The organism is Bradyrhizobium sp. USDA 3240 (assembly GCF_054063295.1).
In genome coordinates this window covers 7,066,658-7,080,359 of the sequence record NZ_JBSSGD010000002.1, presented here as the reverse complement: position 1 = coordinate 7,080,359, position 13,702 = coordinate 7,066,658, and the positions used below count along the sequence as shown (strand labels likewise).

11 protein-coding genes are annotated in these 13,702 nt (G+C 64.9%); 2 read left to right on the top strand and 9 right to left on the bottom strand.

Annotated elements, in window-relative coordinates:
- Positions 1-4: 4 nt before the first annotated feature.
- The 8 genes from ACVIGA_RS34035 to ACVIGA_RS34000 all read right to left on the bottom strand — a co-directional run bounded on the left by ACVIGA_RS34035 (position 5) and on the right by ACVIGA_RS34000 (position 8,628).
- Positions 5-709, bottom strand: coding sequence for an ABC transporter ATP-binding protein (locus ACVIGA_RS34035; RefSeq protein ID WP_456669455.1), 705 nt, complete (start codon positions 707-709; stop codon positions 5-7).
- Entirely contained in the window at positions 706-1,419 is a 714-nt protein-coding gene (locus tag ACVIGA_RS34030; RefSeq protein WP_456669454.1) for an ABC transporter ATP-binding protein, read from the bottom strand. The genes ACVIGA_RS34035 and ACVIGA_RS34030 overlap by 4 nt, the downstream gene beginning before the upstream one ends.
- A gap of 85 nt (positions 1,420-1,504) precedes the next feature.
- Positions 1,505-2,830, bottom strand: a complete 1,326-nt coding sequence (locus tag ACVIGA_RS34025) for an ABC transporter substrate-binding protein (RefSeq protein WP_456669453.1) — start codon at positions 2,828-2,830, stop codon at positions 1,505-1,507.
- Between the two features lie 81 nt (positions 2,831-2,911).
- Entirely contained in the window at positions 2,912-4,702 is a 1,791-nt protein-coding gene (locus tag ACVIGA_RS34020) for an FAD-dependent oxidoreductase (RefSeq protein WP_456669452.1), read from the bottom strand.
- 35 nt (positions 4,703-4,737) lie between these two features.
- Positions 4,738-5,640 carry an intradiol ring-cleavage dioxygenase gene (locus tag ACVIGA_RS34015; RefSeq protein WP_456669451.1) on the bottom strand — a complete coding sequence of 301 codons (903 nt, stop codon included), beginning with the start codon at positions 5,638-5,640 and terminating at the stop codon, positions 4,738-4,740.
- 25 nt (positions 5,641-5,665) lie between these two features.
- Positions 5,666-6,790: a maleylacetate reductase gene (locus tag ACVIGA_RS34010; protein ID WP_456669450.1), complete on the bottom strand. Its 1,125-nt coding sequence runs from the start codon at positions 6,788-6,790 to the stop codon at positions 5,666-5,668.
- Positions 6,791-6,959: 169 nt separating this feature from the next.
- A complete protein-coding gene (locus tag ACVIGA_RS34005) occupies positions 6,960-7,847 on the bottom strand; it encodes a helix-turn-helix domain-containing protein (RefSeq protein ID WP_456669449.1) in 888 nt (295 codons plus the stop codon).
- Positions 7,848-7,953: 106 nt separating this feature from the next.
- Positions 7,954-8,628 (bottom strand): spermidine synthase, encoded by a 675-nt coding sequence (locus tag ACVIGA_RS34000; protein WP_456669448.1) that lies wholly within the window; start codon positions 8,626-8,628, stop codon positions 7,954-7,956.
- A gap of 424 nt (positions 8,629-9,052) precedes the next feature.
- Between ACVIGA_RS34000 and ACVIGA_RS33995 the strand changes: the two genes are divergently transcribed.
- Positions 9,053-9,802, top strand: coding sequence for a hypothetical protein (locus ACVIGA_RS33995; RefSeq protein WP_456669447.1), 750 nt, complete (start codon positions 9,053-9,055; stop codon positions 9,800-9,802).
- 77 nt (positions 9,803-9,879) lie between these two features.
- The gene (locus ACVIGA_RS33990) at positions 9,880-10,305 is read left to right on the top strand and encodes a hypothetical protein (protein WP_456669446.1); all 426 of its coding nucleotides are present in this window, start codon (positions 9,880-9,882) and stop codon (positions 10,303-10,305) included.
- Between the two features lie 127 nt (positions 10,306-10,432).
- Here ACVIGA_RS33990 and ACVIGA_RS33985 read toward each other — a convergent pair whose 3' ends face one another.
- Positions 10,433-13,666, bottom strand: coding sequence for a bifunctional cytochrome P450/NADPH--P450 reductase (locus tag ACVIGA_RS33985; protein ID WP_456669445.1), 3,234 nt, complete (start codon positions 13,664-13,666; stop codon positions 10,433-10,435).
- Positions 13,667-13,702 lie beyond the last annotated feature (36 nt).

Here is a 13,702-nt window from a genome sequence, read left to right as displayed (position 1 = left end):
GCCCTCATGCTCCGAAATAGGCAGCGCGGATCGTGTCCTGATCCACATCCTTTGGCCGTCCGCTCAGCGTCACGCGCCCCTCCTGCAGGCAGTAGAAGCGATCGGCGGCCCGCAGCGCGCGGGCGATGTCCTGCTCGACCAGCACGACCGCGGTGCCGCCCGAGCGGATCTGCGGCAGCATGCGGTAGATGTCCTCCACCACGATCGGCGCGAGGCCGAGGCTGATCTCGTCGCACAGCAGGACCTGTGGGTTCGACATCAGCGCGCGGCCGATCGCGACCATCTGTTGCTGACCGCCCGACAGCGCCGTGACGGCAGCGCGCCGCCGCTCCTTCAGCACCGGAAACATCCGGTAGACCGCCGCGAGATCCCACGGAGTTGTTCGTTCGCCGCCGTAGGCCCCGATCAACAGGTTCTCCTCGACGCTGAGCGAGGGAAACAGCTGGCGGCCCTCGGGAACCAGCGCAAGGCCGAGCCGCACGATGCTGGCGGCAGATGCATCACCGATCGCCCGCCCGCCGAGGCGGATCGCATCGGAACGGTTCTTCACGAGCCCGGCCAGCGACTTCAGCATGGTCGACTTGCCGGCGCCGTTGGCGCCGATCACCGCGACCGCCTCGCCCTCCGCCAGTTCGAAATCGATGCCGAACAGCGCCTGGAAGTCGCCGTAGAACGCATCGAGCGCGGAGACATTGAGCAGCGCGGTCATGCCGGCACTCCCATGTAGATGGTCTCGACCTCGCGCGAGCGCATCACCTCGACTGGTGCGCCTTGCGCGACGATCTTGCCGAAGTTCAGCACCACCAGCCGCTGCACCACCGCGAGCAGCGCGTGCACCACATGCTCGATCCAGATGATGCCGACGCCTTCGGCGTGGATGGTGCGGATGGTCTCGACCAGTTCATGACATTCGGCATCGGTGAGGCCGCCTGCGATCTCGTCGAGCAGCAGCGTGCGCGGCCTGGTGGCGAGCGCCCGCGCCAGCTCGAGCCGCTTGCGATCGAGCAGCGGCAGGCTTCCCGCCAGGCGATTGGCCTTGGCTTCAAGGCCGGTCAGATCAAGCATGCGGCCGCAATGCTGGACCGCATCGGCCTCCGAGAGCCCACCGCCGAATTGGGCGGCGACCGCAAGGTTCTCGAACACCGAGAGGTGATCGAACGGCTGCGGGATCTGGAACGAACGCCCGATGCCGGCGCGGCAGCGTGCCTCCGGGGCGAGAGCCGTAATGTCGACGCCGTCGAGCACGACGCGGCCGGCATCCGGCCGCAACAGTCCGGTGATCAGGTTGAACAGCGTCGATTTGCCGGCGCCGTTCGGCCCGATCACGCCCAGCGCCTCGCCGGAGGACAGCGTCAGATCGATCGCGTCGGCAACGACGATGGCGCCGAACCTCTTCGAGACGGCATGGAGTTCGAGCATGGTCGCTCACCGCATCCATTTGCTTCGAGGAGATGCGCGGGTGGTCCGCGCATCTCCGATGAACAATTCGTCCGGAACGCGCTTGCTAGCTCAGCGCCTGCATGTCGCCGCCGAGCGGGATCTGCGGCGCCAGCTTGTTGTCCGTGATCACCATGCTGTACTTGTCGCCGTTGAGCCGCCATTGGCCGCCGACCAGCGGCGTCTTGGCGATGTTCTTCGCCGCGAACGGCGGCACCGCGCTGGAGCCGAACGCGACCTGGCCCACGATGGTGTCGAGCTTGGTGGCGCCGATCGCTTTCGCCAGCGCCGCGCCATCGGCCGGATCGCCGGAGCGCTTGATCGCATCGATCGCGACCTCGAACAGCGAATGCACGAAGCCGATCGGCTGGGTCCATTGCTTGCCGGAGGCCTGCTCATATCCCTTGGCGAGATCGGCTGCGCTGACGCCGCTGAGGCTCGACTTGTAGGGATGCGTCGGCGTCCACCACACTTCGGTCGAGATGTTGTTGCCGCCCTTGCCGAGCGCCTGCACCGACGCCGGGAACAGCAACGCCTTGGCGACCGAGACGACTTTCGGCTTCAGCCCCTTCTGCCGCGCCTGGTTCCAGAACGTGGTGAAGTCCGGCGGGATGATCACGCCGGTGATGATCTCGGCATCGGCCCCTCGAAATGCGGCGATCTGGGAGCTGAAATCATCGGTGAGATTCTGGAAGCGGCCGGGATCGGTCAGCTTGAAGCCTTGCTTGGCCATGACCGGCGGGAAGCCGATCGTGGTGTCGCCCCAGGCATTGCCGTCGGCATCGTTCGGAAACAGCGCGCCGACCGACTTGTTGGTTGCGACCTGGCTCCACATGCTGGTGAAGACGCCGATCACGTCCTCGAGCCCCCAGAAATAATGGAAGGTGTAGTCGAACGGCTTCCAGCTCTTGGGGTCGCCCGGATTGGCCTGCCGCCCGATGAAATTGGTCTGCCACGGTGCGACAGTCGAGATGCACGGCACCTGCTCGAGCTCGCACTGCGTCGCCACCGGGTTGTTGGTCTCGGGCGTGGCGCCGACCACGATCAGGCTGACATTGTCGCGGGTGATCAATTCCTTGGCGACTTCAGCGGCGCGGTTCGGGTTCGACTGGCTGTCTTTCGTCACCACCTCGACCGGATAGGTCTGCGATCCGACCTTGACGCCATCCTTGATGAACTTTCGGAATTCGCCGAGCACAAAATCGTCGGCTTCGGCGAAGGCAGCCAGCGGGCCACTCTTGGGCGAGACGTAGCCGATCCTGATCGGCTTGTTGGCCGCGCGCACGGCCGGCGCGAACAATGTGGTCGTGCCTGCGGCGGCGAAACCGCCGGCGATACCCTGCAGCACGCGGCGGCGATCAAAAGACATGACGTTCAAATGGTCTTTGGTCATTTTCCCCTCCCTTGAGGCAAGCCGGTTTCAAGCCGGCTGCCGTTCATTCTGTTTTTGAAAAATTGCCGGCGTCGCGCCGCATCACGCGGCTGCGACGGACTTCGTCTGCGCCTTCGCGCTGCGGCCGAGGATCTGGCCGAACACGTCGAGCAGCACATCGGAGGCGTCAGCCGCCGCCTCCTTGGCGCGCCAGGCGACATACATGTCGGGACGCACCAGCACGCAGCCGTCCTCGTCGACCTCGCTCTGGCGATACCAGTCCGCATAGATGTCGAGCGCATCGCAGCCTTGCGGGCCGATGGTGACGACGTCGACCGGCAAGCCGTAGGCCTTCTCGACCGCGGCGGCAGCCGCCTTCCAGCCGTCGCCGCCGATCCCGGTAAGCAGCGTGAAGCGGCCCTTGCCGGTGAGATCGAGCGTCGACTTCCGCTCGCCCTGATGCTCGACCCAGACATGCGGCAAATGCGCACCGGGCCAGGTGGTGGCCTGATAATACAGCTCGTGGTCGCGGGTGAACGCCGGCATCGGCGTGCCGTCGGACACCACGGCGGTCGAGCCGTAGCGCTGGTTCATCTCGACGCCGTGACAGTTGAACTCGTAGCTCTTGTTGGCGATGGCCTCATAGAGCTTCTTGCGGCGCGCCTTGCCCTCGGCGGTCGGCGCCTTGCGCGCTGCAATCGCCTTGCGCGCTTCAGCCGGATCGGTCGAAGCCACGAGCCCCACCGCCTCGAAGATCGGCGGGAAGTCGCCGATGCTCTTGTTGGCGCGGGTCACGATCTGCTTGCCTACCGGCTGGCGCTCGGCCGAATAGGTTTCCAGCAGCGACGGCGCCGCGTGGCCCTCGAGCACCAGCTTCAGCTTCCAGCACAGATTGAAGGAATCCTGGATCGAGGTGTTGGAGCCGAGGCCGTTGGTCGGCGGATGGCGGTGCACGGCGTCGCCGACGCAGAACACGCGGCCCGACGCGTAGTGGCCGGCATACATCTCGTTCACGGTCCAGGTCGAGGTGGAGCGCACCTTGACCTCGAGCGTCTCGTCGCCGACGAGATTGCGCACGATCGAGATCGCCTCGTCATCAGAGAGCTTGCGCTCGCCCTGCTCGATGTCGTAGCCCCAGATGATCAGCCATTCGTTCCACGGCCGCACCATGCGGATCAGGCCGGCACCGATGCCGCCGATCTCGGCGCCGGGCTGCAACACCCAGTACAGCACGCTCGGCCGGTGCGCGACGTACTTGCTCAAATCCGCCTGCACGATGATGTTCATGCTGCCGGCGCGGCCCATCTGGCCTTCCATCGGCAGCCCGATCACTTCGGCAACCCGACTGCGGCCGCCGTCGGCCCCGATCAGATATTTGGCGCGGATCTGAGTGGTCTCGCCGGACAGGCGATCCTTCACCGTCGCCGTGACGCCGTCGGCATCCTGCACCAGGTCGACGAACTCGGTGTTGAAGCACAGCGAGGTGCCGCGCTGGCCGGCGGCCTCGATCAGGATCGGCTCGAGGAAATTCTGCGGCAGGTCGCAGATGCGAGCTGGACTGGCGAGGTCGTAATCCGCCTTGCGCGAGGGATGATTGCCCCAGGAATACAGCCGGCCGAACTCCTCGCCGGCGAGGCTCTCGCAGAACACGTTGTTGGCCATCAGATGCTGCGGCACGGCCTGCGCCACGGCCTTCTCCTCGAGGCCGAGATCGCGCAGCACCTCCATCGCGCGCTGGTTCGTGATGTGAGCGCGCGGCGTATCGGCCAGCCAGCTATATTTGGTCACCAGGATGTGCTTGACGCCATACATGCCGAGCAGCGCCGCCGCCGTCGCGCCGGCCGGGCCACTGCCGACGACAAGGACGTCGGTCTCAATCGGTTTGCTGGTCATGGTCCTCTCCTTGCTCGTCGTGTTGGTTGCGATCGTCATTCCGCGGCCATCATCGGCTGCGGCACCAGGCCGGCGCCGGGCCGCATCTGGAAATCGTAGGACATCAGGTGCCACGGGCCGGAAACGCGCTCGCCGTTCGGCAGCGCCGGCTCGCTACGCGGCTCGACGCGCGCGATGAGCTCGTCCTTGACGCCGAACACCACGTCGCTGCGCAGATATTCGTCGCCATCGAGGAAGACGTGGGTGATCAGCGGCTCGTAGCCTTCGGCCTTGACCAGGAAGTGCACATGCGCCGGCCGCATCGGATGACGTTTCGTCGCGGCGATGAGATCGCCGACCGGGCCGTCGGTCGGGATCGGATAGCTGCACGGCAGAATGGTGCGGAACGAGAAGCGGCCGTCCGCATCCGTCACGAAACGCGCGCGCAGCGACGGGCCGTGCGCCGCATAGTCCGCCTTCTGCGAATCGTAGAAGCCGTCGTCGTCGGCGTGCCAGACGTCGATCTCGGCACCGGCGAGCGGTTGACCGGCCAGGTCAGTGACGCGGCTCTGCACGAACATCACTTCGCCGTCGATCCCCTCCGAGATATTGGCGCCGTGCGGCGTGACGCGATGCTCGCCGACGTAGAACGGGCCGAGCACCGTGGTCTCGGTGGCGCCCTCGCGCTCACGGTGATTGACCGCATCGACCAGCATCGAGACGCCGAGCACGTCGGACAGCAGGATGAACTCCTGGCGCAGCGGCGTGCAGGTTTGGCCGGTGCGGGTGAGGAATTCGATCGCCTGATTCCATTCCTCGAAAGTGAGTTCGGTGCGACGCACCAGATCATGCAGCGACTTGACCGTCTCCTCGATGAGGAACTTGAGCCGCGTGTTCGGGGTGTTGGCGAAGCTGCTGATCACCTCGTCGGTGAGGTCATGCTCGTTGAAATTGGCCATCGTGTTGTCCTTTGATTTGGAGATGTCAGTGCTGCACGGGCGCATCGCCGCGCCAGGCTGCCGCGATCAGGTCCTGGATTGCGACGCGCTCCACGGGTCTTGGGTTGGCATAGGGATTGCGCACCGCCACCTCGGCAGCGCGCGCGATGCCGTCCTCGGGCATCCCGATGTCGGAGAGCCGGCGCGGCAACGCGAGCTGCCGGGCAAGATCAAACAGGCCCTGCGGGGCGTTGGCGCTGTGCAACGCTCGTGCGACACGGCTCATCGCTTCCGGCGCCGCAGCGGCGTTGTAAGCGGCGGCGTGCGGCAGCACGATCGCGTGGGTTTCGGCATGCGGCAGGTTGAACATGCCGCCCAGCACGTGGCAGAGCTTGTGGTGCAGCGACATCCCGACCGCGCCGAGGCAGACGCCGCACAGCCAGGCGCCGTAGAGCGCGTCGCGCCGCGCTCCGGCATCGGCCGGCGCCGCCATGATGCGCGGCAGCGCGCGCGCGAGCGCGGCGATGCCGTCTTCCGCCATCAGCGAGGTCAACGGATTGGCGTCGGGCGCATAGAGCGCCTCGACGGCGTGGGCGATCGCATTCATGCCGCTGGCGGCGGAGATGTGCGGCGGCAGGCTCACAGTGAGATCGACGTCGTAGATGACGGTGTCCGGCACCAGGTCCTGGGAATGCTGCGTGGTCTTGATGCCGTTGCTGGTTTCGCCAAGGATCGGCGTCATTTCGGAGCCGGCATAGGTGGTCGGCATCGCGATGTGCGGCAGCCCCGTGCGCAGCGACAGCGCCTTGCCGAGCCCGACCGTCGAGCCGCCGCCGATGGCGACGAGCCCGTCGATGTCGCGGGACTCGACGATGCGAAGCGCCTCGTTGGTGACCTCGACCGGCGTATGCATGCGTGCACCGGCAAACAGCCCTGCGAGCCGGTCGCCGAGGCCTGCGCCGAGACGTCGCCCGAGATCCTGCTGCTCGCTTGTGGTCAGCACCAGCGCCCGCTTGATACCAAGGCGCTCGCTCTCCTCGCCAAGCCGCGCCGAGGTGCCGGCGCCGAACACCACGCGATATTGCTGCGAGCAATAGGCAAATGTGCCGCTGCCGGCATCTCCGGCCGCCACGACGGGCGGGCGTACGGCATCAGGCACTGCGATGCTCATGGCATTTCTCCCAAGCCGGCGAACCGGCAGTCTCGTCTTGTTGGGAGAAAGCTAGCGGCCGGCGGCCCCGGCGGGCCTGCACGAAACCGGAGAAAATCTGCACGAAACCGGAAAAATCATCCGCGGGCTCGGGCTAGCGCCCCTGCCCGTCCGAACCGCCGGCCGCGCGCTAGTGGCTGCGGCGGTAGCGCCCCGGCGTCACGCCGGTGAAGCGGCGGAACATGCGGGTGAAATGCTCCTGATGGGAGAAGCCGCAGGCCAGCGCGATGTCGGCGAGGCTTTGCGTCTCGTCAGCAAGCAGCGCCCGGGCGCGCTCGATGCGCAGATTGAGCACGTATTGGTAGGGCGAGATGCCGCTGGTCGCCTTGAACAGGCGTACGAAATACTCGGTGCTGCGGCCGCACAGTTCTGCCAGCTGGTCGAGCCGGATATCGGTATCCAGGTTAGTGTCGACGAATTCGCGGATGCGCGCCATCTGCCGGTTGCTAAGCAGGTTCGGATGCTTGCCGGCCTCCACGCTCGGCTTGTGGAAATTGATCGCGACGAAGCGGTTGGCGATCGCCTGCGCGATCGGATCGACGAACAGCGACGAGGCCGGCAGGCCGCCGGTGATGGTGTCGCCGATCGCCGCGGCGAGATGCTCCAGCACAGAATCCTGATCGCCCAGCATCGGCGCGAGCCCGCCGATCAGACTCGGCGCCCCGTCCCGGCCCGCGAACAGGTCGGAGCGCAGATAGATATGCGTGGATTCCAGCGCCTCGCGCAGCACCACGTTGCAGGCGTGTCCCGCCGGCAAGAAGAACACCCCGCCGCGCGGGATCTGCCGGGCAACCGACTTGCCGTCCATCACATAGGTGATCTCGACCGGGCCACCCCGGTGCAGCACCATCAGATTATCGGACAGCGCGTGGAAGTGCCCGTCAAACGGCCGCTCGCGCTGGACCGAGGCATACGCGGACGACCAGCCGAGCCCCTCGCTCGAGCCGCGGAATTCGGCCTGGAAGCGGTCCAGGATCCCGTGCGTCTCCTGCACCCCAAAATTCGACGTCGGCTGCATCAGACAGACCAAGGGCTCGAGGCTTCGGCGCCGCGAGTGAAACCCAACGGCACTCGCTTTTCAACACAATCCCGGCAGCCTTGCTGCATCGCAATAGCGGCGCTTTCTATTCCTTGACCGCGATCCAGATCACGTGGCGCACGCCGCGGCCGCGGCCGGTGGCACGGACCGCCACCTCATTGACCGCGAACCCGGCGCGGGAGAGCGATTTCGGGAACTTGGCATTTGGACCGGACGACCAGACGGCGAGCACGCCGCCGTGCCGCAAGGCGGCGTGCGCGATCTTCAGCCCGGAGATGTCATACAGCGCGTCATTGGCCTTGCGGGTCAGACCTTCCGGGCCGTTATCGACGTCGAGGAGAATGGCATCGTAGGTGCGCGGATTGCGCTCGATCACATCAGCGACATCCACCTCCTGAACGCTGACGCGCGGATCGTTCAGGCTGTCGCCGAAGATCTCGGCCATCGGGCCCCTCGCCCATGCAACGACCGACGGCACCAGCTCGGCCACCACGATTTGTGCCTCGGCTCCAAGCACGGCGAGCGCGGCCCGCAGCGTAAAGCCCATGCCGAGGCCGCCGATCAGAAAATGCGGCCGTGCAACCTTCTCGATCTTCTTCGCGGCGAGCGTCGCCAGCGCAGCTTCCGAGCCCGACAGGCGGCTGTTCATCAGCTCGTTGGTGCCGAGCATGATCGAGAATTCGCGGCCGCGCCGCATCAGGCGCAATTCACCTTCGGTGCCAGGAATGCGCGCGGTATCGATCTTTTCCCAGGGAATCATGCGGCGGCTTGTAGCATGGGCGGTGGTCGCAAAGCACCTTGCGTAGCCCGGATGAGGCGCTGCGCAATCCGGGACCCGTCGGTTCCGTGCGACACTGGCTCGAGTTACGTTACACGGCTGGGCAAGAATTCGATCGGCTGTTGGAGCACGAGAAGTCTATTTCGCGACCCGACGCGGCGGTCGAGGGCTGCCCGTGAGGGTCTACGCAAAGCAAAGCGGGTTGGCCGAAGACCGCTTCGGGGCGTCCCGCAAAGTTACTCGGGGTAACCATACCCCGAGTCCCATTTAGCCAACGGCGATCCGGGATCATCGTGGGGCATCGTGGTTGTGGCAGCCCAAACCTAGACCATTGTCGATTGTAGCGCTTTGCGCGCACTCCGGGTATAACGCAACCGGGCATTTTTAGAGGGGGACTTGACCGATCATGGCGCGGCGCAAACCGGATGCGTTACCCCACATCGTTCTAAACATTGAAACTGACCAACCGATCGAATTAGGCGATTTTGTCTCCGCATTTTCCTCCATCGCGAGCCAGTACGAGAAGTTTGTGAGGTCGGACTATCCGGAGCTGTCCGGTGACGCCAAGATTTATGTGCGCGAGGTTCGCGCTGGCTCCATCGAAGCCGATCTGATCCCGTGGGCGATGCAGGGCTTGAGCGCGGTCGTCAACGTGATCGAGCAAATTCAAATCGTCGAAAAATTCGTGCGCAACTATGGAGCGGTACTCGGCAAATACCTTGGCGGTTCAAAAGAGCCTGACGCCACGCGCTCGGACCTTAAGGATTTCATAGGCGCCGTCGCTGCCATCGCCAACGATCCAAACGGGCACGCCAAATTACAGGCGATCGCGTATGAGGACGGCAAGAGGCAGATCAAGGCCGCACTCACATTCGATACGTCGCAGGCAAGAGAAGCGCAGCGCCAGATCGAGGACCAGAAGCTCTTGCTTGAATCATCAGCCACCGCCGATCATCGGCGCGTGCTCATGACCTTCAAACAATCCAACGTCAAAGACTCTGCAATGGGCAAGCGAACCGGCGAGCGCGTGGCAATCGAGGATATTTCGCCACGGGATCTGCCGCTGATTTACGCGTCCGAGCTGGCCGAACAGAGGATCAAGCACGAGGTGCGAAAAGTGCCAGTATTGGGCTTCTCGTCGGCGCCTCCACCCTAGTACTTCAGGTTGCCAACGGTAGAGGTTTTGAACTTGCAAACTATGCTCACACCGGTAGTGGTTGGACGATCAGCTCTTTGGCTGGTCAAACTCTCGCAGCGCCGCTCATTTTTGTCTTGATCGCCGTAGTGCGAAACTTATTCAACCGGCGGAAATCAAAGTCGAACGCCAATGCGATTGCGTGGGCGGCCACATTCGCGGCGCTTCTCGTTGGAGTGTTTGCAGCTCTTTTCATCTACGGAGAGATCTTCTTCGCGAGCGATGACGTGATCAGCGGGGAGGCTCGCAAGGCGTTTGTCACCGGCGTTCAATCGTCCTGTGTTCGCAAACAACGCTCGATCAGTCCAACCGCGACAGAGGCACAAGTTCAGGATTACTGTCTCTGCGTCAGCGCAAAGGCGGCCGACGGCACTACGTACAGACAACTTGGGACCGAGCCCGACGCGCGTGCGCTCGCTGATCTGCGGCAAAGGATGGAGGCAGTAGGCAATAGCTGTCGCTGACCTGCGCAAGCCATGACGCCCGGGAAGTAAAGTCAGAGCGGCCTAAGCCACCGCGTCCGGGGCCCGTCGGTCCCGTGTGACTGTCCCGGATTACGCTTCGCTCCATCCGGGCTACGACGGTGTGAGGCTACCCACCTGCCCAGACGTCGAGCACGTATCGGTTCTTGGTGCCCATCTCCTCGATCCAGCGCGCGGCGGCGTCGGCGTCGGCACCGCTGCGCTCGCGATAGATCGACATCAACGTCGCCTTGACGTCGGGCTCCATCTTGCCGCCATCGCCGCAGACATAGACGATCGCGCCCTTCTCGATCAGCTCCCAGACCCGATCCTTCTGCGCGGCGACGAGATGCTGCACATAGGTCTTCGGCCCGTCGGCGCGCGAGAAGGCGGTATGGAGTTCACTGACACCATCGGCCGCGAACGCCTTCAGCTCATCCGCATAGATAAAGTCCTGCTCCGGATGGCGGCAGCCGAAGAACAGCATCGCGGGACCCAGCGTCGCGCCCTGGGCCTTGCGCGCGGCGCGCTCCTGCAGGAAGCCGCGGAACGGCGCAAGCCCGGTGCCCGGCCCGATCATGATGATCGGCACGGCGCTGTCGTCAGGCAGGCGGAAGCCGGCCTTGGTCTCCTTGATGGTGGCGTGGACGGTATCGCCGGCACGGCGGCGCGCCAGATAGTTCGAGCAGATTCCCTTGTAGATGCCGCGCCCTGAGCTCGCAGGCGCTTCCACCACGCCCACAGTCACGCTGCAGCGCTGCGCCTCGCCCGCCGGAGACGACGAGATCGAGTAATAGCGCGGCGCGAGCAACGACAGCATTTCGAGGTAGAGGTGGAACGGCAGCTCGCAGGCCGGATATTCCTCAAGCAGGTCGAACACCGATTTGCGCCTGGCCAGCACCTCGGCGCGGTAGCGCCCGGCGGAAGCCTCGTCGTCGCCGACATAGGCCATCAGCTTCGGCTTGGTCACCGGGCAGCGGGTGTGCTCGGCCATGATCTGGATCTGCTTGCGGGTCGCGACCTGCTGCAATTCGACGAACTCGGTGAGCAGCCGCCCGACCGACACCGCGTTGCCGACCGGCAGTTGCGCGCGGCGGCCGTCCGAGACCTGCAGCCGGATCTGATCGGCCGGCAGGAAGCCGAACCGGCGCGCAACGGAATCGACCAGGGTCGGATCGTTGCGCGGCACCACGCTGAGATGATCGCCGACGCGATATTTCAGGTTCGCCGGCAGCTCGACCTCGATGTGCCGGGTCGAGCGCTCCGACGGATGCGCGCCTTCCTTGTTCTGCAGCTCGTTGTTGGCGAGCACCTTCATCGGCACCGCGCCGCCCTGCGTCACGATGGTGTTGACCGCGCCCTGCGCCACCGGCTCGATCGCGTAGAGCGGCTCGTCCTCGGCGGTGCGGGTGAAATTCCAGTCGATGCCGAATTCCTTGGTCGCGACCTTCGCGGCCTCCGGAAACCATTTCTGGAACTGACCGTCGAGATCGCTGCGCGCATCGCCCTCGCCGCGCGGATAGACGGCGCGGGCGCCATGCTTGGTCAGCTGCTCGTCGATGAAGCGCGGCACCGACTGGTAGGTCGCGGCCCAATCGCTGTTGCCGCAGCCGAACACCGCGTAGCGCACCTTGGCGAAGGCATCCTTCGGCAGATCGGTCTCAAGCCATTTGACGAACTGCGTCGCATTGTCGGGCGCCGCGCCGTTATAGGAGGCGCAGATGATCAGGACGCCGCCCTCCTCCGGCAGCTTGCCGACATAGTCGTCCAGCGGGCCAAGCCGCACCGAGAAGCCATTGATCTCCGACAGATCGGCCATGCGAGTCGCCAGCTCCTCGGCCGAGCCGAGGTTGGAGCCATACAGCACCAGCATCGGCGTGTTGTGGCCGGGGCGCGTGGTCGGCGCGCGCGGTGCCTTCGGCGCGGCCGCAACCGCGCCGGTGCTGCCGGCGAACGCGCCACGCTCCCTGTCGTCGCGCGGCCGCACCTTGATCCTGAAACCGTCGGGCTTGACGGTCAGCGTCTCCTTCAGATGCATCTGGTAGCGATGCACGTCGAGCAGCTTGAAGCGTTGCAGGATCATCCCGATCGCGAGCGCCGCCTCGTGCATGGCAAAGCCGCGACCGATGCAGGCGCGCTGGCCGTTGCCGAACGGCTTCCAGGCATTGATCGGGCGTTTTGCCTCCGCCTCGCGGCTGAAATTCTCCGGATCGAACACGTCGGGGTGCGGGCCCCAGACCGAGGGATCGCGATGCAGCGCCATCACCAGCACGGTGATGAAGGTGTTCTTCTTCAGCTTGTACTTGCCGCCGATCGTCTCGTCGTTGAGCGGCGCGATGCCGTAGGCCGGCGCCGGCGGCCACAGCCGTAGCGCCTCCTTCAGGCATTGGGTGATGTAGGTGAGCTGCGTCACCTGCTGATAGGTCGGCCTCGCATCGACATCCGGACCAAGAACGCGGTCGACCTCCTCATAGGCCTTCTTCAGCACCTCGGGATGCTTCAGCAGCGCATAGATCGTGCATGACAGCAGGCCGCTGGTGGTCTCGTGGCCGGCGATCAGGAAGGTATTGATCTGGTAGCGGATGTTGACGTCGTCGAGCTGCTCGCCGGTGGCGCGATCGACGCCGGTCATCATCGCGGCCAGCATGTCCTTCTTGTCACTGGTCACATCGGTGTTGCCGCGCCGCTCGGCGATGATCTCGTCGACCATCTTGTTCATGAAGCCGACGTCGTCGGTCAGCGTCTTGCGCCGCTTCTGCATCCACAGACCCTCGAGCGGCAGGCCGCGGGTCATCATGATGGTCTCGAGCGAGCGCACCAGCGATTCCACGAAAGGGTGGTAGTCGCGGCGGTAGAACGAATTGAAGCGGTAGTCGAAGCCGCACAGCCCGATGGTGTCGAGGGTCAGCGCCGTCATGTCGTGGACGACCTCGATCTCCTCGTCGGCGTTGAGGCGCTCCCATTTCTTGACCAGTTGCTCGGCGATATCGACCATGCTCGGGTGATACGACTGCATGGCGCGGTTGCCGAACGGCTGCATCAGGATGTTGTGCGCCTTGCTCCAGTTCGGCTCCTTGGTGTCGGCGGTGAACAGCCCGTCGCCGCCGACCGCGCGCACCCGGCGCAACGAGCCGCGCACCGCCTTGTCGAAGCGCTTCTCGTCGGAGAGCTCATCGACCAGATCGTGACCGGAGACGATCACGATCGGCGCGCCCATCATGTCGAGCCAGAAGATCGGTCCGAGCTCCTTGGAGAGCTTGACCAGATGCTGCACCGGCGCGTTCGAATCCAGCGACAGCATGTTGCCGACCACCGGCTTCGTCGGCGGATGCGGGATCGGACTCAGTCTGTTGCCGGATGCCATTGTCGAAGTGCCCCTCACTACGCGCCGTCATCCTGA

Coding starts and splice junctions, on each gene's coding strand:
- ACVIGA_RS34035 (WP_456669455.1), bottom strand. CDS start 709: ATGACCGCGCTGCTCAATGTCTCCGCGCTCGATGCGTTCTACGGCGAC.
- ACVIGA_RS34030 (WP_456669454.1), bottom strand. CDS start 1,419: ATGCTCGAACTCCATGCCGTCTCGAAGAGGTTCGGCGCCATCGTCGTT.
- ACVIGA_RS34025 (WP_456669453.1), bottom strand. CDS start 2,830: ATGACCAAAGACCATTTGAACGTCATGTCTTTTGATCGCCGCCGCGTG.
- ACVIGA_RS34020 (WP_456669452.1), bottom strand. CDS start 4,702: ATGACCAGCAAACCGATTGAGACCGACGTCCTTGTCGTCGGCAGTGGC.
- ACVIGA_RS34015 (WP_456669451.1), bottom strand. CDS start 5,640: ATGGCCAATTTCAACGAGCATGACCTCACCGACGAGGTGATCAGCAGC.
- ACVIGA_RS34010 (WP_456669450.1), bottom strand. CDS start 6,790: ATGAGCATCGCAGTGCCTGATGCCGTACGCCCGCCCGTCGTGGCGGCC.
- ACVIGA_RS34005 (WP_456669449.1), bottom strand. CDS start 7,847: ATGCAGCCGACGTCGAATTTTGGGGTGCAGGAGACGCACGGGATCCTG.
- ACVIGA_RS34000 (WP_456669448.1), bottom strand. CDS start 8,628: ATGATTCCCTGGGAAAAGATCGATACCGCGCGCATTCCTGGCACCGAA.
- ACVIGA_RS33995 (WP_456669447.1), top strand. CDS start 9,053: ATGGCGCGGCGCAAACCGGATGCGTTACCCCACATCGTTCTAAACATT.
- ACVIGA_RS33985 (WP_456669445.1), bottom strand. CDS start 13,666: ATGGCATCCGGCAACAGACTGAGTCCGATCCCGCATCCGCCGACGAAG.